Annotated in this window: 17 protein-coding genes; 10 read left to right on the forward strand and 7 right to left on the reverse strand. The window is 59.1% G+C overall.

Annotated elements, in window-relative coordinates; translation table 11 throughout:
- Nucleotides 1-64: 64 nt before the first annotated feature.
- From ELE36_RS20055 to ELE36_RS20065, 3 genes are all read left to right on the forward strand, one after another.
- Complete coding sequence (locus ELE36_RS20055) at nt 65-1,807, forward strand: ArnT family glycosyltransferase (protein WP_129836459.1); 1,743 nt, start codon at nt 65-67, stop codon at nt 1,805-1,807.
- Nucleotides 1,808-1,825: 18 nt separating this feature from the next.
- The gene (locus ELE36_RS20060) at nt 1,826-2,458 is read left to right on the forward strand and encodes a hypothetical protein (protein WP_129836461.1); all 633 of its coding nucleotides are present in this window, start codon (nt 1,826-1,828) and stop codon (nt 2,456-2,458) included.
- A 79-nt stretch (nt 2,459-2,537) separates the two neighbouring features.
- The gene (locus ELE36_RS20065) at nt 2,538-3,527 is read left to right on the forward strand and encodes a glycosyltransferase (RefSeq protein WP_129836463.1); all 990 of its coding nucleotides are present in this window, start codon (nt 2,538-2,540) and stop codon (nt 3,525-3,527) included.
- 20 nt (nt 3,528-3,547) lie between these two features.
- Here ELE36_RS20065 and ELE36_RS20070 read toward each other — a convergent pair whose 3' ends face one another.
- Entirely contained in the window at nt 3,548-4,324 is a 777-nt protein-coding gene (locus ELE36_RS20070; RefSeq protein ID WP_129836465.1) for a glycosyltransferase family 2 protein, read from the reverse strand.
- Nucleotides 4,325-4,444: 120 nt separating this feature from the next.
- Here ELE36_RS20070 and ELE36_RS20075 point away from each other — a divergent pair, with 120 nt between their 5' ends.
- From ELE36_RS20075 to ELE36_RS20090, 4 genes are all read left to right on the forward strand, one after another.
- Nucleotides 4,445-5,824, forward strand: coding sequence for a sigma-54-dependent transcriptional regulator (locus tag ELE36_RS20075; RefSeq protein ID WP_129836467.1), 1,380 nt, complete (start codon nt 4,445-4,447; stop codon nt 5,822-5,824).
- A 141-nt stretch (nt 5,825-5,965) separates the two neighbouring features.
- Nucleotides 5,966-6,748 (forward strand): 3-hydroxybutyrate dehydrogenase, encoded by a 783-nt coding sequence (locus ELE36_RS20080; protein WP_129836469.1) that lies wholly within the window; start codon nt 5,966-5,968, stop codon nt 6,746-6,748.
- Nucleotides 6,745-7,998, forward strand: coding sequence for a patatin-like phospholipase family protein (locus tag ELE36_RS20085; protein ID WP_129836471.1), 1,254 nt, complete (start codon nt 6,745-6,747; stop codon nt 7,996-7,998). Before ELE36_RS20080 ends, ELE36_RS20085 begins: the two co-directional genes overlap by 4 nt.
- A gap of 89 nt (nt 7,999-8,087) precedes the next feature.
- A complete protein-coding gene (locus ELE36_RS20090; protein WP_129836473.1) occupies nt 8,088-8,423 on the forward strand; it encodes a tetratricopeptide repeat protein in 336 nt (111 codons plus the stop codon).
- 53 nt (nt 8,424-8,476) lie between these two features.
- On the opposite strand, the gene ELE36_RS20095 is transcribed toward ELE36_RS20090, so the two are convergent.
- From ELE36_RS20095 to ELE36_RS20105, 3 genes are all read right to left on the reverse strand, one after another.
- On the reverse strand, nt 8,477-11,539 hold the full coding sequence (locus ELE36_RS20095; protein ID WP_129836475.1) for a WD40/YVTN/BNR-like repeat-containing protein: 3,063 nt from the start codon (nt 11,537-11,539) through the stop codon (nt 8,477-8,479).
- Between the two features lie 108 nt (nt 11,540-11,647).
- Nucleotides 11,648-11,926 carry a DUF427 domain-containing protein gene (locus ELE36_RS20100; RefSeq protein WP_129836477.1) on the reverse strand — a complete coding sequence of 93 codons (279 nt, stop codon included), beginning with the start codon at nt 11,924-11,926 and terminating at the stop codon, nt 11,648-11,650.
- Between the two features lie 35 nt (nt 11,927-11,961).
- Nucleotides 11,962-13,149, reverse strand: coding sequence for a vWA domain-containing protein (locus ELE36_RS20105; RefSeq protein WP_129836479.1), 1,188 nt, complete (start codon nt 13,147-13,149; stop codon nt 11,962-11,964).
- A 247-nt stretch (nt 13,150-13,396) separates the two neighbouring features.
- Here ELE36_RS20105 and ELE36_RS20110 point away from each other — a divergent pair, with 247 nt between their 5' ends.
- Nucleotides 13,397-14,239 carry a YbaY family lipoprotein gene (locus tag ELE36_RS20110; protein ID WP_129836481.1) on the forward strand — a complete coding sequence of 281 codons (843 nt, stop codon included), beginning with the start codon at nt 13,397-13,399 and terminating at the stop codon, nt 14,237-14,239.
- Between the two features lie 375 nt (nt 14,240-14,614).
- Complete coding sequence (locus tag ELE36_RS21060; RefSeq protein WP_277987060.1) at nt 14,615-14,740, forward strand: hypothetical protein; 126 nt, start codon at nt 14,615-14,617, stop codon at nt 14,738-14,740.
- Between the two features lie 150 nt (nt 14,741-14,890).
- On the opposite strand, the gene ELE36_RS20115 is transcribed toward ELE36_RS21060, so the two are convergent.
- The 3 genes from ELE36_RS20115 to ELE36_RS20125 form a co-directional block, all read right to left on the reverse strand.
- Nucleotides 14,891-15,733 carry an AAA family ATPase gene (locus ELE36_RS20115; protein ID WP_129836483.1) on the reverse strand — a complete coding sequence of 281 codons (843 nt, stop codon included), beginning with the start codon at nt 15,731-15,733 and terminating at the stop codon, nt 14,891-14,893.
- Between the two features lie 78 nt (nt 15,734-15,811).
- Nucleotides 15,812-16,195, reverse strand: a complete 384-nt coding sequence (locus ELE36_RS20120) for a VOC family protein (protein WP_129837066.1) — start codon at nt 16,193-16,195, stop codon at nt 15,812-15,814.
- A 16-nt stretch (nt 16,196-16,211) separates the two neighbouring features.
- Complete coding sequence (locus ELE36_RS20125) at nt 16,212-18,047, reverse strand: patatin-like phospholipase family protein (RefSeq protein WP_242512319.1); 1,836 nt, start codon at nt 18,045-18,047, stop codon at nt 16,212-16,214.
- Nucleotides 18,048-18,259: 212 nt separating this feature from the next.
- On the opposite strand from ELE36_RS20125, the gene ELE36_RS20130 reads away from it, so the two are divergent.
- Entirely contained in the window at nt 18,260-20,305 is a 2,046-nt protein-coding gene (locus ELE36_RS20130) for a M3 family metallopeptidase (RefSeq protein ID WP_129836487.1), read from the forward strand.
- Nucleotides 20,306-20,352 lie beyond the last annotated feature (47 nt).

Consider the following 20,352-nt stretch of genomic DNA (forward strand, 5'->3'; position numbering starts at 1 on the left):
GCCAGCGATGATTTGAACGAACTATTTCGCTACCGCACCGCACTGCTTCCCATCGTGAATCTGCATGACTCTGCCTCAGCTCGCTGCGTCCGATAATCGTCCACTGTTCAGCGCCAGTGTCCGCGCCGATCTGTTGTGGTTTTTTGCGTTTGCACTGATCCTGCTAGCCGTCGGCATCGGCCTGCGCGATCCGTGGCCCGCCGACGAGCCGCGTTTTGCGCTTGCCGCGAAGCAGATGTTCGAGAGCGGCGACTGGTTGTTCCCGCATCGTGGCATCGAGTTGTATGCGGACAAGCCGCCGCTGTTCATGGCCCTGCAGGCCGCCGCCTACAGCCTCGTGCGCAGTTGGCGCATCGCGTTTCTGTTGCCGTCGCTGCTGGCCGCGCTTGGCACGCTGGCGCTGACCTACGATCTCGCGCGGCGCTTGTGGAATCACCGCACCGGTTTGTACGCCGCGATCCTGCTGCTGTTTACGGTGCAGTTCACGTTCCAGGCCAAGAAAGCGCAGATCGATCCGACCGTGAGCTTTTTCATCATGCTGTCGTGTTACGGCCTGCTGCGACATATGCTGCTCGGGCCGGACTGGCGTCTGTACTGGCTGGCATTTTTTGCCGCCGGCCTCGGCGTGATCACCAAGGGTGTCGGTTTCATTGCGCTGCTGATGTTGCTGCCGTATTTGTTCGCGCGATGGCGTGGCTGGGATCAGCTGGCGCGCATTGATCGCGGCGACTGGCGCTGGTGGCTGGGACCGCTGTTTTTTCTGTTCGCGATCGCGTTGTGGCTGGCGCCGCTGCTGTTGCATGTGCACTGGTATCCGAGCGCCGAAAGCAGCGCGTATCTGCACGACATCCTGCTTCACCAGACTGCCGAGCGTTTTGCCGATGCGTGGCAACATCAGCAACCGTGGTGGTATTTTCTCGGCGTGATCGCGGGCAGCTGGATGCCGCTCGTGCTGGCCTTGCCCGGCACGCTGCCGGCGTGGCGCGAACGGTTTGCCGCACGCGATGCACGTTTTCTGCTGCCGCTGGCCTGGCTGGTTTTGGTCGTGATTTTTTTCTCGCTGAGTCGCGGCAAACGCGACGTGTATATCCTGCCCGCGTTGCCGATGCTCGCGCTGACGACCGCACCGTTTCTCGAAACCCTACTGCAGAAACGCTGGCTGCAATATCTGTGTCTGGGCTTGCTCGCGGTGTTGACGTTCGGGTTGCTGACGATCGGCCTGTCCGCACTTTTCGCACATTCCGGTTTTAGCGTGCGCCTCGCGCAGGATCGCGGTTTTGATCCCGATAGCAACGGCCAATGGTTGTTGTTGCTCGGCATCGGTCTGATCGGACTGCTCAGCCTCGTATGGTTTCGCCGGCAGCGCGCGCCGATCGGACTGCTGCTGATGCTCAGCGGCGTGTGGCTGCTGTTTGGTCTATGCGGTTACCCACTGCTCAATCCGACTAGCTCGGCCAGCGCGATCATGGCGCACGCGGCGGAACTCGCCGGTCCGGAAACCACGCTCGGGCTGGTCGCGTGGAAAGAGCAGAATCTGTTGCAATCGCCGCCCGGCACGCAGAATTTCGGCTTCGTCAAACCGTGGCACGAGCAGCTTGCGCAGGCAATATCGTGGCAGCGTGAGCAACCGCAACATCGCGTCATTTTCATTCTCGATGATGCGTTGGGCAACTGCGTCGACAAGTCGCGCGCGATGCTGGTCGGCCATGCCAATCGACGAGGCTGGTGGCTGCTGCGCGCCGATGCCGTGCTGCCGGATTGTGTGCCACAAGCGGTGCTGCAACATGAGGACGACAGCGGCCCATAAGCCGGGAATCCGCCGCTAATGTTGGAGCTGACGGCACCGACACGTTACGATGTAACTCTATTCACGCACGGTCGAAACACGAGCATGCAAGACGACTACATCCCTACCAAGACCGCCGAAGGGCAGCAGGAAATCGCGCAGCGCAGTCGAAAACTGTCGGCACGCCAGCGCATGCTGCTGATCTCGATCAACGGCAATTCAAGCGTCGCCGAGTTGCGCAAGCAGTTCGGCAGCATCGGTGATTTCGATGAATTGATGCGCAACCTGGCCGAGCTGGAATTGATCAATCTGCCGGCTGCTGTAGCGGTCGTGGAAATTCCGAGTCCTGCGCCAGCGGCAACACGCGCGAAACCAGTACCGGCCACAACTCCTGCGCCCGAGCCTGTCGCCGAGCCGGTCGTACACGCGGCGCCGCCAACCGGCGTCGCCGCGGCCAAGCAGCTCATGAACGAAACCGCGTTCGCCAACCTTGGCCTGCGCGCCTACATGTTCACGCTCAAGCTTGAACACTGCTACACCGGGGAGGAATTGCTGGCATTGTTGCCGGATTTCACGCGCCTGCTGACCACCGCAAAAGGCGAAACGTATGCGCTCGATCTGCACGAGCGTATCGAGATAATGATCGCCGCCGAGCGTTCACCGGCCGAATGAACAGGCGATCTTGCGCGGCTGAAAATCCGCGCATTTCGTCGCGTGTATCTATCGTAACGATCGCTTCAGTTTACTGCCTATGAGTCGTATCAACATTGTTGCGTGGGACAACGGTGTCGGCCTGTCGCGCGACATGCGCCTGCTCGCCGATGCACTCACGCAGGCCGGGCACAAGGTCACCCTGAGCGCTTTGGGCCGTGGCGGGCTGCGCAAGCTGCTGCGCCCGCTCAAACGTCTCACGCAGTTACTTTGGCAGTACGTGAGATATGGCGCGGGGCCGCACTACGACATCAATCTGATGCTCGAACACATCCGACCGGAGTATTTGGCGTTCGCACGGTATCAAGTGCTGGTGCCGAATCCGGAATGGTTCCTGCCCGCCGATCTCGCCTTGCTGGAGAAGATCGATCTCGTGCTCGCCAAAACGCGACACTCCGAAGCAATCTTCATCGGGTTGGGGAAAAAAACCCGGTACATGGGATTCACCAGCCCCGGCTGTCTCGATGACAGTGTCCCGCGTCGCGCCGGATTTTTTCATCTGGCCGGGCGCAGCAGCAACAAGGGTACGGAAGCATTGCTGGCACTGTGGCGCAAACATCCGGAGTGGCCGAAATTATGTGTGCTGCAGAATCCGCGCAGCGCTGTGCCTGGTGCGCCAGCCGCGAATATCGAACACCGCATTAATTACGTCGATGACGCCATCGTGCGCGAATTGCAAAATAGCTATGTATTCCATCTATGCCCATCGGAAACCGAGGGTTTCGGTCATTATCTGGTCGAGGCGATGAGTGTGGGTGCGGTGACAATTACGCTCGACGCGCCGCCAATGAACGAGCTAGTGAATTCACAGCGTGGCCTGTTGTTACCGTATGCGCGCACTGCCACGCAACATCTGGCGACGACGTATTATTTCGACGAGGCCGGGATGACAGCGGCCGTCGAAAAAGCCATTCTGCTTACTGCCACCGATTGCGCAACCTTGGGTGCCAACGCGCGCGCCTGGTATGCGGAAAACGATGCCGCCTTTCGCCAGCGCATTGCGGCAGTGATCGCGAACTTATCCGACTGACTCTGCAACTCGCACCGAAATCAAATTTTTTCGTCGTGGTTCAGCAGCCACAGCTTGATGAATTTCTGACGCACGTAGTTCGCTTCGATGTACGCCAGAATCAATCCTCGCCAGCCGTCCAGAAATCCGCCGCGGAAAATATAACCGCGGAAAAAACGCCAGCCTGGGTTTAATAGCAAGTTCCACCAGTGTGCGCGCCGACCTTTTGCGTGCATGTGTTGCGCCATCAGGCACGCGTAATTTTCGAGGCGGCGCAATTGATCGGCGAGATTGCGATAGGCGTTGTGCAGCAGCTCGCCGCGCAGTCTGGCCACCGCACCTTGCACTTCGACATGCTCGTGGATCTCGCGCCCGGCCCACGCGCCAGTTCTACGATCAAACAGGCGCAGCACACGATCTGGATAACCATTGCCGTGACGCAAGTAGCGACCGAAGTATTCGGTGCAGCGCGGAAATTTCCAGCCACTCGCGCCAAGGAACCCGGACTCGCGCAATGCGATGATCTCGTCGCGCAAATCATCGCTGATGCGCTCGTCGGCATCGAGGCATAACACCCAGTCGTGGGTCGCAGTCTCTACCGCAAATTGTTTTTGCGAACGATAGCCCGGCCAGTCGCGCTCGATCACACGCGCGGCCGCCGCCGCGGCAAGCGCGCGCGTCGCATCGGTCGAGTGCGAGTCGACCACGATGATCTCGTCGCAGAATGCCAGCGACGCAATACATGCCTCGATCCGATCGGCTTCGTTGTAGGTGATCACGCACGCGGACAAACCGCTGCGGTTGAGACCGGTACTCATTAGCTTCAAAAAGTCCGCGCCAAAAGGCAAAGCATAACTGCTGCCACGTGCATAAACGCAACCCGCGCCCACGACAGTTTGCGTTATGCTTGCTGTCGCATTTTTACAACCGGGGATGGCATGGCTTCCGCACAAGTTCTAGTCGTGGACGATGAGCCGGATATCCGCGGCACGGTCAAGGAAATTCTCGAAGACGAAGGCTACAGCGTGATCGTCGCCGAGAACGCCGCTGCCGCGCGCGAGGCGCGACGGCAGCAGCGCCCGGACGTGATTCTGTTGGATATCTGGATGCCGGATCTGGACGGCATCAGCCTGCTGCGCGAGTGGTCCGAGCGCGGCGGTTTGCCGTGCCCGGTGATCATGATGTCGGGCCACGGCACGATCGAAACCGCGATCGAGGCCACGCGTCTGGGCGCTTACGATTTCATCGAGAAACCGATTTCGCTGGCGAAATTGCTGCTGACGATCGAGCGTGCGCTCGAAGCGCAACGGCTGAAACGCGAGAACGAGGATTTGCGCCAGCAGGTTTCGGTGCCGCTGGAGCCGGTCGGTTCGAGCAAGGCGATGCAGGCCTTGCGCGCGCAACTCGATCGCCTCGCGCAACACGATACCTGGGTGCTGATCCAGGGCGAGCCCGGCACCGGCAAAGAAGCGCTGGCGCGTTATCTGCACGAAAAAAGCGCGCGTCACGATGGCCCGTTTGTCACCGTCGCGCCCGGCGCAATTTCTCGCGAGCACGCGGCGCAGGCCCTATTCGGCGCGGAAGATACCAATGGCGTGCAGTACGGTTTGATCGAACAGGCCAACGGTGGTGTGTTGTTTCTGGAAGAAGTTGCCGACCTTGATCCCGAGTTGCAATTGCGCCTGTCGAGCGTGCTGGAGCGGCGCAGCTTGCTGCGCACCGGCGGTCGCGAAGCGGTGCCGCTGAACCTGCGCGTGATTGCCGCGAGTGCGCAGGATCTCGAAGCGCTGGCGAAGGCCGGCAAGTTCCGCGAAGAACTTTATTACCAGCTCAAGGTGGTGCCGATCAGCGTGCCGCCGTTGCGCGAACGGCCCGAGGATATTCCCGAGCTGCTGCGTTTTTTCGCCGACTTTTTCCCGAACCGCGACAAGCTGCCGTATCGGCATTTTCCGGTCGGCGTGCAGAATCGGCTGCGCAATTATCCGTGGCCCGGCAACATCCGCGAACTGCGCAATCTGGTGCAGCGTTTGCTGATCCTCGGCCAGGCCGGGGACGTCGAATTGATCGAAGTCGAACAGGCGCTAGGCAATGCGGTCGCGCCAAAAACTCCGCGCGAAATCGACAGCGGCATCGACATGAACCTGCCACTGCGCGAAGCCCGCGAACAATTCGAGCGCGCATATTTATTACGCCAGCTTCAGGAAGCCGGCGGCAGCGTCGGCAAGCTCGCCAAGGTGGTCGGCATGGAGCGCACGCATCTGTATCGCAAACTGCGCGATCTCGGCGTCGATGTGCGCACCAGCGGCAAGGAAGAGTGATTTCGATAGCGGATAGATTTTCCGCTACGAAAATTTACACGCTCGAATTTAGACTATTGTGCGCTGCCGCAATTAGACTAGGCGCACTCTCTCAATTCGCCATTCTGTATTCCCTGCGCCACTCACTACAAGGAAAATCCCATGAGACTCGACGGTAAAGTAGCAATCGTGACTGGCGCAGCCAGCGGTATCGGCAAACGTATTGCCGAGGTGTATGCCGAAAACGGCGCAGCGGTGGCGATCGCCGACCTGAATCTGGCGGGTGCGCAGGCAGTCGCCGACGAACTAAAGGCCAAGGGCGCACGCGCCACCGCGGTGGCGATGGATGTGACCGATGAGGCAGCCGTGATTGCCGGTGTTGCACAGGTGGTGAAGGATCTCGGCGGCGTCGATATTCTGATCTCGAATGCCGGTATCCAGATCGTCAATCCGATCGAAAATTATTCGTTCGCCGACTGGAAAAAAATGCAGGCGATCCACGTCGACGGCGCGTTTTTGACCACGCGCGAATGCATCAAGCAGATGTACGCGGCGGGCAAGGGCGGTTCGATCATCTATATGGGTTCGGTGCATTCGAAGGAAGCCTCCAAACTCAAGTCGGCCTACGTTGCGGCCAAACATGCGTTGGTCGGGCTGGCGAAAGTCGTGGCGAAAGAAGGCGCCGCACACGGCGTTCGCGCCAACGTGATCTGCCCGGGTTTCGTGCGCACACCGCTGGTCGAAAAACAGATTCCCGAGCAAGCGAAAGAGCTCGGCATTTCCGAGGCCGACGTGATCAAGAACGTCATGCTCAAGGAAACCGTCGATGGCGAATTCACCACGGTCGATGACGTCGCGCAGTGCGCGCTGTTCCTCGCCGCATTCGAGACGAATGCGCTGACCGGACAATCGCTCGTGGTCAGCCACGGCTGGTTCATGCAATGAAAAAACGCGCAGCCTCGGCAGGTGTGAGTACGGCGGCGAAATCTCGCCAGCCGATCGATGCAAAACCGGCATCGGCCGCAAAGGCCAAGCCGACACTCACGCCAGCGGAGGCTGCGCGCAACTACGAAACCGTTGTGCTGGTGCTGCAAGGCGGCGGCGCGCTCGGTTCGTATCAGTGCGGCGTTTACGAAGGCTTGCACGAGGCCGGAATCCGCCCGGATTGGTTCGCCGGCATTTCGATCGGCGCATTCAACGCCGCGCTGCTGGCCGGCAATGCGCCGCAAGATCGCATCGCCAAGATGCACGAATTCTGGAACCTGATTTGCGCGCCGGCGTTGCCGTTGCCGCAATCGGTTTTTGATATCCAGCAACAGGCGACATCGTGGTTGTCGCGCAGCGATCATCTGCGCCCGATGATCAACGGCCTCACCGCATTCGCCTCGCTGGCGCACGGCCAGCGCGGGTTTTTTGTACCGCGTACGCCGCCGCCGATTTTCGCTGCGACCGGCTCGATCGGTGCGACCAGTTTTTACGATACCGCGCCGCTCAAGCAGACGCTCGAAGCGCTGGTCGATTTCGATCGGCTCAATCATACCTCGCAGCGTTTCACGGTTGGCGCGGTGAATGTGCGCACCGGCAATTTTGTCTATTTCGACAATCGTAAAACCAAGATCCGGCCCGAACACGTGATGGCATCGGGCGCGTTACCACCTGCCTTTGCCGCGGTCGAAATCGACGGCGAGTTTTATTGGGATGGCGGCGTTGTCTCGAATACGCCGCTCGAATATATCGTCGAAGCGGCTCCGCGTCGCGACACATTGGCGCTGCAAGTCGATCTGTGGAATGCGCGCGGCATGGTGCCGAGCACGATCATGGAAGTGCTGGAGCGACAGAAGGATATCCAGTACTCCAGCCGCACGCGGCGTGGCACCGATGTCGCCACCGAGCGCCAGCGTTTGCGTCTCGCGATCAGCCAGTTGATCGAGCTGATCCCGGCCAACAAACTTTCCGACGAACTCAAATCGGGCCTTGAATCCTGGACCTGCGACAAGGTGCTGAACGTCGTGCACCTGATCTACAAGGCAAAGAATTACGAAGAGCAATACAAGGATTATTCGTTCGGCGCCGACACCATGCGCGAGCATTGGCAGGCGGGCCTCGACGATATGCAAAAGACCTTGCAGCGCAAACATTATTTCGATTTGCCGGGACGTGATGTCGGCGTGGTAACGCACGATGTGCATCGCTGAGAATTTGCGGCGCGAGGTGATTTTCCGCCTCGCTCTTCTCACCCGATCGACACCCGCATGTGCGTGTTTTGCGCAAATAATTCGCGGCGATGAGCCCCGATAAAATCGCGCAACTGCGCAAGCAAATTGGCGGCGCGCGCGACGGCGCCTTGCTGCGTTTCAGCCTCGGTCAACTATTGCTGGCGCAAAGCGAAACGGCTGCAGCGATCGACGAATTAGGCGCGGCGCTGAAGTTCGATCCAAATTATTCTGCCGCGTGGAAACTGCTGGGTCAGGCGTGCCTGAGTTTTGGCGATCCAGTCAGCGCGAGTGACGCCTACCGCCAAGGCATAACCGTCGCCGCAGCGCGCGGCGACAAGCAGGCGGAAAAAGAAATGCGCGTGTTCCTCAAGCGTATCGAGACCGCTCAACTCAGATCGGAATAACGATTCGGCAGACGCTGACGCCCAACTATCGGGCGTGCGCCAACCGTTAGCGTTTATTTTCCTGCCGCTTCCTCTTCCAATTCTTCAGCAAACGGATTCGGTTGCGGCTCGGCGTGCGGGCGCGGCCACTTGTGCTCGCCGCGTAATTTCGGCTCGGCCTTGGCGCGTGGTTTGCGCGCTTCCGCTGGCTTGATCTCAAGCTCGGTGGTCGACTCGACCGTTCCCTGACTCAGCTTAAGGGTGTATTTGCCCGGTAGCGCGTACAGTCGATGGCGCATGCGCAACGCTTCTGCGACCGGCGTTTGTGCGTGCGATGAAGAGTCCGAAGTGTCCTTGTCTTTTTTGTCCTTGTCGTCATCCTTGTCTTTCTTTTTATCCTTCTCCTTGGCTAGGCGCGCCGTTTCCGCCGTCTGCGCCAACTTCGTATCCATCAACAAATCCCAGCGATACGAGTTCACACCGTGCTTGGCATCGAGCGTGATCTCGCGCACGGCATTCTTGTTGTCGTCGAGCACGGTTAGTGTCGCGGCACCAGCGGCGGCCGCCCAGAACGTGCCATCGATTTTTGGCAGATACGCAGATTCATCGAACCATTCCGAAGGTCGCCGATTCCATTCGCGACTGGCTTGCACGTCCTCGACCGGAAATAATTTCAGCGCTGAATTACGCGTGCCTGCATTCAATTCCTGCAACGGCAGCACATCGAGAATCCACGCGCTGCGACCGTGCGTGGCCGCGATCAATTCGCGCTCGCGCGGGTGGATCGCCAGATCGTGCACCGGCACGTTCGGCAAATTCGATTGCAGCGATTGCCAATGCGCGCCGCGGTCGATCGAAACATAAACGCCACGATCGGTGCCAACATAAATCAGATCCTGATTGACCGGATCTTCGCGCACCACGTTGATCGCTTCGGCGGGCAAGCCTTTGCCGATATCGGTCCAGTGTTTGCCCGCATCGTCGGTGCGATAAACATACGGAGTGCTGTCGTCGTCGCGATAACCATTCAACGCGACATAAGCGCGGCCAAGATCGAAGTGCGATGCTTCAACACGGCTGACCCAATGCGCGGGCAGGGTCTTGTCGAAGTTGATCCACTTCGCGCCGCCATCTTCGGTCAGCGAAACATGGCCATCATCGCTGCCGGTCCAGATCAATCCGAACTGCTTCGGTGATTCGCTGATCGTCGTTAAGCTGCCATACGGAACATTGCCGCGCGGTTTGCTGCCGGTAAGATCGGGACTGATCGCGGCCCAGGTTTCGCCCTTGTCCATCGAGCGAAAAAGTATATTTGTAGCGAAATACACAATGTCCTGATTGTGCTGCGACAGCACCACCGGCGTGGTCCAGTTGTAGCGCAGCGGTATCGCCTTGAGTGCCGAGCGCGGCCGTACTTCGTGTTCACCGGCCGCACCGCTGCGGCCATAAAATCCGAATTGCGATCCGGTATAAATGGTCTTGTTGTCGCGCGTATCGATCGCGCAATACATGCCGTCGCCGCCACCGACCGCCGTCCAGTCTTCGCCGAGTTCCCAGCGCGTTTTGCTCGAACCCTTGTAGCTGCCGTTATCCTGCAAACCACCGCAGACATTGTATGGATCGGCCATGTCGTATGTGATGGCGTAAAACTGCCCGACCGGCTGCGCATCGAGCTTGTTCCAGCTTTTGCCGCCGTCGTAAGTCATGTCGATGCCACCGTCGTTGCCGACCAGAATGCGCTTCGGAAAATTCGGATCAATCAGCAGTTCGTGATAGTCGACATGCACCTTCGGCCCGTTCATGCCGTGCCAGTGTTTGCCTCCGTCTTCGGATTCGATCACCGGCAAACCTTCGGCGTAAATATGCTCGGCGTTGTCCGGCGCGATACGAATCTGGCCGAAATAATAGCCGTAGGTGTAGGTGACTTCGCGCAGCGGTTTGGCGTGCGTGCGCTGCCAGGTTTTGCCGGCATCGTCGCTGCGATAAATTTCCAGGCCCTTGATGTCGGTGTTGAACAGATCGGCGTTGGCGTCGGTGAGTTTGGTCAGCAATTGCTTGATCGTGATCTCGTCGCTCTTGACCATCGCGATCAGTTTTTTCGCATCGAGCGCGGTATCGAGATCACTGCCGCGAATGAAATCCTCGATCGCTTGCGGATCCTGTTGCAGAAACTCTTCCTTGCTCATCGTGCGCAGGCGTTTGGCGTTGAGCGGTTCTTCGTCGGTTTCGAGTTCGCTGTCGTCGAGCTTGGCCCAATTGTCGACGCTGGCGTAAAGCGTATCGGGATGACTCGCCGCGATCGCCAGTCCGATCCGGCCAACCTTCGCATGCTGCGGCAAACCGTTGCCGAATCGCGCCCAGTGATCGCCGCCATCGGTGGATTTGTAGATACCGCTGCCCTTGCCACTTTCGACAAAATTCCACGCGTGTCGCGAGCGCTCCCACAGCGCCGCATACAACACGTTCGGATCACGCGGGTCCATGCGCAAGTCGATCGCACCGGTCCACGCTGAATCACCTTTCAACACTTGTTGCCACGTCTTGCCGCCATCGCGTGTGCGCATCACGCCACGCTGGCCGCCTTCGCTGTAAAGCTTGCCGATTGCCGCGACGTACACCGTGTTGGGATCTTTCGGATCGACCACGATGCGTGCAATGCGATCGGTTTGATCGAGCCCGGCCGGCTGGAAACTCTTGCCACCATCATCGGAACGAAACATGCCAAGACCGCCATACGACGAACGCGACGAATTCGCTTCGCCGCTGCCCACCCACAACGTCTGCGGCTGACTCGGCGCAATCGCCAACGCACCGGTTACCATCGTCGGCATGTGATCCGACAGCGGCTCGAACGTCGTGCCATTGTTCGTGGTTTTCCAGATGCCACCCGTCGCGTAGGCCACGTAAAACGTATACGGCTCACCCGGCACCGACGCCACTTCGACCACACGCCCGCCTTGCACGGTCGGGCCGATACTGCGCCACTGCAAACCGTTGTACGGCGATTCTTTGGCGAGCGTTTCATGCTGCTGCCAGGCCGACCAGTGTGCATCGGGCTTGTCCGCCGCCAGCGCCGGAGCTGCCAGCGAAAATGTGGCGATCGAGGCAATACAACGCAAGCAACTCAAAGGACTCATGACAACCACTCAGCCGGAAGACGGAAGTCGATCATACCGCGCGATGGATCACGGCGGATTGCGCCAAAGGTCATGTTGCGCGTCATCGGGAGCGCGTTTGTGCGCTGACTATTTCACCGTCACGCCTTTCCAGAAAGCCACATAACCCTTGATCTGCTTCGCCTGCTCCTTTGGCTCGGGATAAAACCACGCGGCATCCTTGTTGCGTTCGCCGTCGACCACGACATCGTAATAACTCGCCACGCCTTTCCAGCCACAGGTGGTATGCGTTTCACTGTCGGCGAAGTTCTCGCGCTTGATCGAACCCGGCGGGAAATAATGATTGCCTTCGACCACGATTGTTTCATCACTCTCGGCGATCACGGTGTTATTCCAGATTGCCTGCATCTGATTTCTCCGGTTTGAAATATTGCGGTTTCGGCTCAGCTCGCCTTGCGCCCTTTCAAACTATCGATCGCGCGCGCTAGGCCCTGCAACGTGAGCGGGAACATGCGCCCCTGCATCAGCTCTTGCGTGAGCGTGATCGACGGCGTGTAGTTCCAATGTGATTGCTCGATCGGGTTGAGCCACACCGCGCGCGAATACACGTCGAGCATTCTCTTGATCCAGACTTGTCCGGCTTCCTCGTTCCAACCTTCGATGCTGCCGCCGGGCTGCAGGATTTCGTACGGGCTCATACTCGCGTCGCCGACGAAAATCAGTTTGTAGTCGGCCGGATATTTATGCAGCAACTCCAGCGTCGGCATCGGTAGCTGGTGGCGGCGCGTATTGTCGCGCCAGAGTTTTTCGTAGACGAAATTGTGGAAATAAAAATGTTCGAGATGCTTGAATTCGCTGCGCGCGGCGGAGAATACTTCCTCGCACAACTTGATGTGATCATCCATCGAACCGCCCACATCCAATAGCAGCAAAATCTTCACCGCGTTATGCCGTTGCGGCGTCATTTTCAGATCGAGCAAACCGGCATTGCGCGCGGTCGCGCGGATCGTGCCGTCGAGATCAAGTTCATCTTCCACGCCGGTGCGCGCCAGCCGACGCAACTGGCGCAAGGCCAGCTTGATATCGCGTGTGCCAAGCTCACGGGTATCGTCGAGATTGCGATAATCGCGCTGCTCCCACACTTTCACCGCACGGCGGTTTTTGGATGCGCCGCCGATGCGCACGCCTTCCGGGTGATAACCGGAATGGCCGAACGGCGACGTGCCGCCGGTGCCGATCCAGCGATTGCCGCCGTGATGTTGTTCCTTCTGTTCCTCGATGCGCTGGCGCAGGGTTTCCATGAGTTTGTCCCAGCCGCCGAGCGCTTCGATGCGCGCTTTTTCTTCGTCGGATAACAGCAGATCGGCGTGACGACGCAACCACTCGTCGGGCACATCGCCGAATTGCTCCAGCGAGATTTCGCCGATGCCCTGGAAAAATGTGCTGAAGGCGCGATCGTAGCGGTCGTAGCGCGTTTCGTCCTTGATCAGGCAGGTGCGCGCAAGCAGGTAAAACTCGTCGAGCGACAACGCGGCGAGACCCGCCTGCAGGGCTTCGAGCAAGGCCAGGAATTCGGTCACGCTCGGTTGCAAACCCGCCGCACGCAAGGTGTAGAAAAAACGCGTCAACATGAATGCTCTATCCTGCCTGCTGGTTTAACCCAGCCACCGCGACGCTCGGTCGTGAATCGCCGTCCTGACCTAGTTCGATGGCTGGTTATCTACGTAAGGTATCGTACAATGCACAGTAGCTTAATTGTGCTTCAGGCCTTCACGTCTTGCTAAACTACTACGCAGCACACTCACTTCACAGCATAACGGCAGCACCGGATACTGGCGAGTCTTGCGCCAGCGGCCCGGCTTTCCCAAGGACATCATCATGCGCAAGCAACTTGTTCCATTACTGATCGCCGGCATTGCGCTGGCCGGATGCAATTCGTCGCCACAGTCGGAAACACCGGCGAAAAATGCGGCTGCCGCTGTTCCTGCCGTCACCAGCATTACCGGCACGGTGAACTACCGGCAGAAGATTCCGCTTTCCGCGGATGCACGACTCGACGTGTCGCTGGTGGATGTCAATCAACAGTCGGTGGTGATTGCGCAAAAAACCTTCGCCCCGATCAGTGCCGTGCCTGCCAGTTTCGAGCTGCCGATCGATGTATCGAAAATCGTGCCCAAGGATATCTACGTAATCAAAGCCGTGCTGCTGGATGGCGAGCGCCGTTTTGTGCCGGCACTCGAATATCCGGTGTTGACCAAGGGCGGGCCGGTCAAGGTCGATATTCTGCTCAATCCGGAAAGCACCGCCAGCGAAAAACTCAATGACGATTTCCGCAAGCTCGAAAACAATATCGGCGCGATGATCCGCATCACCGGCTCTCGCGAGACCGCCGATTACAACCTCGGCTGGGATGCGTTCTACTCGAACAACGATCTGCGCTTTCTGCGCGAAACCGTGGACATCGGCGAGAAGGGCCGCACCAGTTCGAAATACGCCTTCAACAACGGCAAGGTATGGATGTTGGTCAAGCAGGATTTTGCCGAAAACGGCAAGAGCCCGACCTTGACCACGCGCCTCGGCTGGAACGACGCCGGCGAGCTCATCCTCAAGGAAAAAGGCAACGACGAAGCCACCCCGGATGATGTTAAGGCATTGACCGCTGCCGCCAATGCCGCTGCAACGACGGCGAATGCGCGCAAGGCCGCATCGAGTAAACACTAAACCAGGCGGCTGGAGTTACGGAACTTGTTGTCGAGCACATAGCTCAAACGCGCAATGCGAACTTTCTGCTCCATCGCTTTCATACTTGCACTGATGCTGCGGACACTGATTGTGTCCGCAGCACCTTTGGGTATGTGCTGTAGCGACATCGGTGAGTGTGTGAACTACAGCCATTGTGCGACAGACAGCTGCGCAAGTTGCCAGACGCCAGCGTTGCTTGCGGCGGTCACGCCAACATCGTCGCCTATGCTCGCGATCAAACTGCCTGCGCGCAGCTATTCATGTCGATCAAGAACGATTGTGCAGATCTGGCGACCGCCCAAACAAGACATGGAACGAGCCTGATTTTTCGTATCCATCCTTCAAGGAAATCCCATGAAAACGAAGTTCATCAAGATTGTTTCCGCGGCCGCGTTGTTGCTTGCTTCCGCCAGCGTGATGGCAGCGGGTGTCTGCTGCTCCGGGCTTGGCTGCTGCATCGGTTTGCCGTGCTGCCTGTAAGGCTGACTGCGGCTTGATCCGATAAGCCGCTTTGGCAACTCCGGCACTTCAGCATGAGGTGCCGGAGTCCGATGGAATTCTGTCGCATCGGCACCGTCGTTTTTCTTCGAAAGTGTGTCGCCGATCTATTCCTGACAGCGCAAGAAAATCTCAGCTGCCGCGACGCGACATGAATGCGATCTTCTCGAACAGTTGCACGTCCGCTTCGTTTTTCAGCAACGCGCCGTACAGCGGCGGAATACTCTTCTTGCTGTTTTTCTCGCGCAAGACCTCGATCGAAATATCTTCGGCCAGCAGCAGCTTGAGCCAGTCGAGCAACTCCGATGTGGAGGGTTTTTTCTTGAGCCCCGACTGCTCGCGCAAGGCGAGAAACGAGGTCAGCGCCTCGTGCAGCAATTCGCGTTTCAAACCTGGAAAATGCACTTCGACGATGCGCGTGAGCGTTTCCACATCCGGGAAACGGATGTAGTGGAAAAAACATCGGCGCAGGAATGCATCCGGTAATTCTTTCTCGTTATTGCTGGTGATGATCACCACCGGACGATGCACGGCGCGAATGGTCTGTCGTGTTTCGTAAACGTAGAAATCCATGCGATCGAGTTCGCGCAGCAGATCGTTCGGAAACTCGATATCAGCCTTGTCGATCTCGTCGATCAGCAGCACCGCGCGCGTATCGCTGGTGAATGCTTCCCAGAGTTTTCCGGGCACGATGTAGTTGCCGATATCCTGCACCTTGGCGTCGCCGAGTTGCGAGTCGCGCAGGCGCGATACCGCATCGTATTCGTATAAACCGTGCTGCGCCTTGGTGGTCGATTTGATATGCCATTCGATCAGTGGCGCGCCGAGTGACAAAGCCACCTGTTCGGCCAATAACGTCTTGCCTGTGCCGGGTTCGCCCTTGATCAGCAGCGGCCGTTGCAAGGTGATCGCCGCATTCACCGCGAGCTTGAGTTCGTCAGTGGCGACATAAGCAGGTGTGCCTTCAAAACGCATGATGATTTCCCGAATGGATCAAGATTGAGATGTGGTAGCCGATGACGAATATACCTTGATCGGAAACTGTTTGGCCGTCTATGGCCAGCTTGTGGCGTGCTGGTGAAAATCAGCCGAGCCTTTGCTGCGCACGACACAGAATCGCTGGCCGGTCGGCGCCTGCATTACCCACCAGGTATTGATCTGGCTGATACGGATCGCGCCCAGCGCTTCGAGACGCAGCACTTCGGCTTCGACATCGTCGCTCTCGATATCCAGATGCACGCGGCTCGCATGCGTCACCGCCTGTACTTCGATATGCAGCCGCTGTTGCGGATCGATCAACTGCGAATATTTTTCGCCTTCTTCCTCGGGTAACTTGCGCACCGGCATGCCGAGCGCGCCGCCCCAGAATGTCGCGGCGGATTCGAGATCCGTGGTCTGGCAATCGATGATGAAACCCGCCAGCTTGCTCTTGTGCATGTTCACTCCGATGCGCTCAAAGTTTTTTCAATCTTGACGCCATCGCCATGGGCAGGATGTCGCGTTTGTCATCTTTTGCCGTGCCATCGAACAGCGGCGCTTCGGCGCCGTGTTCGCGATTCTGGTCTTCGAGCACACGCACGGTGTAGTCGTAACCGGCCTGGATCGCCTGCTTGTACGCACGCCAGTTCAGCAGCTCGATATTATGCAGTGGTGGCGTCAGCAGCAGGCTGGTCAGCGCGCGACGCTCGATGCTCGCGACCTCGGCATTGACCATGCCCGAGCGCAGCAGGATGCTGAAAATATGCGGCCGCTGGTGCAATTTGCGCTCGATGAACAATCGCCACCACGACGGTGATGCGTATTCCTCGACCTTCGCATGCAGGATATCGTCGGCGCCGATATCCACCGCGATCACTTCGCCAACACCCTGCGCCCGCATCACGTCAACCGGCAGATTGTTGATTACCGCGCCATCGACGAACACTTCGCCATGATGCAGCACCGGCGGCAGAATGCCCGGAATCGCACTCGACGCGCGCAACCACAACCACAGCGGACCGTGCCGTCGCACATCGATCTTGCCGCTTGTGAGATTGGCCGAAACGCAGAAATACGGCAGCACCAGATCGGCGATATCGCGCCGCCCGAACGCCTCGCGCAACAAGTGCGCCGAACGCCGACCAGTGACCATCGCGATCCACGGAAACGTGTAATCGCGCAGCGGTTTGCCATCGACGAATGCGCGTTTGTACACCGCGATCATTTCGTCGGTACTCCAATCCGCGGCGATACCCGCGCCGATGATCGCGCCGATGCTGGTGCCGCCGACACGATCGATGGTGATGCCGGCTTCGCGCAGCGCCTTGATCACACCGATGTGTGCAAAACCGCGTGCGCCGCCGCCCGACAGCACGAGGCCGATGCCACGCCCGGCCAGCAGGCGCGCCACGCGCGCGGTGTCGGCGCGATGTCGCACATGATGATGTTGCGCGTTCGGTGCCACATCCAGCCAGCGCTGCGCCGCGCCGAACAGCAGACTTTCGAGATGCAGCAAAATCAGATGGCGGGGCCGATGCAACGCCTGCTCGGCATCCTCACACGCGCCTTCCGGCCACGCGCTGGCGGCGCTCGCCGCGTTCGCCAGCAGCAACAGGCAATCGGCTTGGCGCACGCACAACGCGCGCCATTCATCGGAGCTCGCGTCGGCGAGATAAATCACATACTGCACGCGCGATTCGAGCGCGCCGAACCACTCGCTGAGCTGATGCCGCGCCTGCGCTGCATCGACCACCGCGCACGTACCGAAACTGCACAACGCGATCCGTAATTCCTCGGCAAATGCGCGTGCATCGACACCCGCATCGTGCGGCAACAACGCAAACGTGCGTGGCGCGGATGGCGTGTGCGTGCGATGCGCCAGCACACGCTGCATCGCCACGCGCACCGACGACCACATCGCCTGCGGATAACGCGCCAACAAATCCTCGACATCGACCCGCGCGAGGCGTAGCAATTCCGAGTCGCGCAATGCCCGCACCGAAACATGGCGCGGCTGATCCGCAATCAGCCCGACCTCACCGACGGTTTCGCCGGCGGCGATCACGGCGATCCGTTGCAACAGATCCTTGGCATCGTGACCGAACACGCCGAGGCTGCCGTTTTTCAATACGTACATCGCGTCCGAACGGTCGCCGATGTCGAACAACGGCGCGCCGCCAGGCAGGCTGAACCATTCGAGTTTCTGCTCCAGCGCGGCCAGCGCGGGTTCGTCGAGACCACTGAAAATCGGCAGGCTGCGCAACAGGTCGCGCACAGAAAACGAATCGATCTGATCTTGTATTTCGCTCACCATTGCTGCTCGATAGTTGCTCGCCAGCGCAATATCCGACGCGGGCTTTCAGGATTTCGCAGTGTAGTGCGTGGCGCTTGGCCGACTCAAATGCGTTTGCACATTTTCGCGTCGACACTGGCGCCATTGCCGCGCTCGATTTGATCAGCACGAATGCTTGATTTTCCGCGCGTCACGCTCCACCTTTGAACATTCCTCACACGAAGATCGCCATGTCTACATCCAATCCATTACTCAGCGAAACTCCGTTGCCGGTGTTTTCGGCGATTTTGCCGGAGCATGTCGAGCCGGCCGTCGATGCGATCCTGGCCGACTACAGCACGCAGATCGACGCGCTGCTGGCGAGCGATGCACCGTGCGATTTCGCCAGCGTGATGTTGTTGCAGGAGCGGCTCGAAGATCGTCTGAGTCGTGCGTGGTCGCCGGTGTCGCACCTGCATTCGGTCAAGGATTCCGACGCCTTGCGCAAGGCCTACACCGCCGCGCTGGAAAAAATCACTGAACACTCGGCCGAGCTCGGCCAGAATCGCGAGCTGTATGCGGCGGTCAAGGCGGTTGCCGACAATGCCGATTTCAAAAGTCTTGATCGCGCCGCGCAACGCCTCACCGATGATGCGCTGCGCGATTTCAAACTCTCCGGCGTCGCGCTCGAAGAACCCGCGCGCAGTCGCTTCAAGGCCATCGCCAACGAGCTGGCCAAGCTGAGTACCGAGTTCGAGGAAGCAGTGCTCGACGCGACCGATGCATGGGGCGAAAACATCGCCGATGCGGCCGTGCTGGCTGGCATTCCGCCATCGGGATTGGCGGTGCTGCGCGCTTATGCCGAGGAAGAAAAAATCGATGGCTGGCGTATCACCTTGAAGCAGCCCAGCGTGCAGGCGGTGATGACTTACGCCGATGATCGCGGCTTGCGCGAGCGTGTTTATACCGCGGCGAATACGCGTGCTTCCGAACAAGGTCCGCACGCCGGTCGTTTCGACAACAGCGCGCGGATCGAGCAGATTCTCGCGTTGCGCCACGAGGCCGCGCAATTGCTCGACTTTGTCAACGCCGCCGAAGAATCGCTCGCGACCAAGATGGCGACGAATCCGCAAGCGGTGCTGGATTTCCTGCATGACCTGGTAAAACGCGCCAAGCCCGTGGCGGAAAAAGAATTGAGCGAGCTGCGTGCTTTCGCCGCGAGCGAACTCGGGCTTGATGATTTGCAGCCGTGGGATGTCGCCTATGCTTCGGAAAAATTACGGCTGCAGCGCTACGATCTGAGCGAAGAAGAATTGAAACCGTTTTTCCCATTGCCAGCGGTGATGGCTGGTTTGTTCGCGATCACCCAGCGCGTGTTCGGCGTGAGTTTGCGCGAGCGCAGCGGTATCGATGTGTGGCATACCGACGTGCGTTTTTACGACGTGCTGGATGCGCAGGAAAATGTCATCGCTAGCGCCTATGTCGACCTGTTCGCTCGCAGCGCCAAACGCGGCGGCGCGTGGATGGATGTCTGCCGCACGCGCTTTCGCAACGGCGCTTCGGTGCAGTTGCCGATTGCATATCTGACTTGCAATTTTGCGCCGCCGACAGCGGATGCACCGGCGCTGCTGACCCACGACGACGTGATCACGCTGTTCCACGAATTCGGCCACGGCCTGCATCACCTGCTGACTGAAGTCGATTATCCGGGCGTCTCCGGCATTGCCGGCGTGGAGTGGGATGCGGTCGAATTGCCGAGCCAGTTCATGGAGAATTTCGCGTGGCAACGCGATGCGCTGGATCTGTTCGCGCGGCATTATCAAAGCGGCGAAAGACTGCCTGATGAATTGTTCGATCGCATGCAGGCGGCGCGACATTTCCAGGCGGCGTTATTCCTCGTGCGCCAGCTCGAATTTGCGCTGTTCGATTTCCGTCTGCATCTGGAATTCGATCCGGCGCGCGGCGCGCGGGTGCAAGAACTCGCACGCGAGATTCGACGCGAAGTCGCGGTGATTCAGCCGCCGTCGTGGCAACGTATGGCGCACAGTTTCACGCACATTTTTTCTGGCGGATATTCGGCCGGTTATTACAGTTATCTGTGGGCCGAAGTGTTATCCGCCGACGCGTTTTCGCGCTTCGAGCAGGCCGGCGTTTTTGATGCCGCGACCGGTGCCGCATTTCGCCGCAGCATTCTCGCGGTTGGCGGCTCGCGCCCGGCACTGGAATCGTTCATCGAATTTCGCGGTCGCGAACCCGACGCCGAAGCGTTGCTGCGCAGTTACGGCCTCGCTGCGTGATCCGTTGCCTGCGCTCCCATCAAGCGGAGCGCAGGCAACGAGCGTTG

It is taken from the genome of Pseudolysobacter antarcticus, from assembly GCF_004168365.1.
In the GTDB taxonomy this organism is placed as follows: Bacteria; Pseudomonadota; Gammaproteobacteria; order Xanthomonadales; family Rhodanobacteraceae; genus Pseudolysobacter; species Pseudolysobacter antarcticus.

Coding starts and splice junctions, on each gene's coding strand:
- ELE36_RS20055 (WP_129836459.1), top strand. CDS start 65: ATGACTCTGCCTCAGCTCGCTGCGTCCGATAATCGTCCACTGTTCAGC.
- ELE36_RS20060 (WP_129836461.1), top strand. CDS start 1,826: ATGTTGGAGCTGACGGCACCGACACGTTACGATGTAACTCTATTCACG.
- ELE36_RS20065 (WP_129836463.1), top strand. CDS start 2,538: ATGAGTCGTATCAACATTGTTGCGTGGGACAACGGTGTCGGCCTGTCG.
- ELE36_RS20070 (WP_129836465.1), bottom strand. CDS start 4,324: ATGAGTACCGGTCTCAACCGCAGCGGTTTGTCCGCGTGCGTGATCACC.
- ELE36_RS20075 (WP_129836467.1), top strand. CDS start 4,445: ATGGCTTCCGCACAAGTTCTAGTCGTGGACGATGAGCCGGATATCCGC.
- ELE36_RS20080 (WP_129836469.1), top strand. CDS start 5,966: ATGAGACTCGACGGTAAAGTAGCAATCGTGACTGGCGCAGCCAGCGGT.
- ELE36_RS20085 (WP_129836471.1), top strand. CDS start 6,745: ATGAAAAAACGCGCAGCCTCGGCAGGTGTGAGTACGGCGGCGAAATCT.
- ELE36_RS20090 (WP_129836473.1), top strand. CDS start 8,088: ATGAGCCCCGATAAAATCGCGCAACTGCGCAAGCAAATTGGCGGCGCG.
- ELE36_RS20095 (WP_129836475.1), bottom strand. CDS start 11,539: ATGAGTCCTTTGAGTTGCTTGCGTTGTATTGCCTCGATCGCCACATTT.
- ELE36_RS20100 (WP_129836477.1), bottom strand. CDS start 11,926: ATGCAGGCAATCTGGAATAACACCGTGATCGCCGAGAGTGATGAAACA.
- ELE36_RS20105 (WP_129836479.1), bottom strand. CDS start 13,149: ATGTTGACGCGTTTTTTCTACACCTTGCGTGCGGCGGGTTTGCAACCG.
- ELE36_RS20110 (WP_129836481.1), top strand. CDS start 13,397: ATGCGCAAGCAACTTGTTCCATTACTGATCGCCGGCATTGCGCTGGCC.
- ELE36_RS21060 (WP_277987060.1), top strand. CDS start 14,615: ATGAAAACGAAGTTCATCAAGATTGTTTCCGCGGCCGCGTTGTTGCTT.
- ELE36_RS20115 (WP_129836483.1), bottom strand. CDS start 15,733: ATGCGTTTTGAAGGCACACCTGCTTATGTCGCCACTGACGAACTCAAG.
- ELE36_RS20120 (WP_129837066.1), bottom strand. CDS start 16,195: ATGCACAAGAGCAAGCTGGCGGGTTTCATCATCGATTGCCAGACCACG.
- ELE36_RS20130 (WP_129836487.1), top strand. CDS start 18,260: ATGTCTACATCCAATCCATTACTCAGCGAAACTCCGTTGCCGGTGTTT.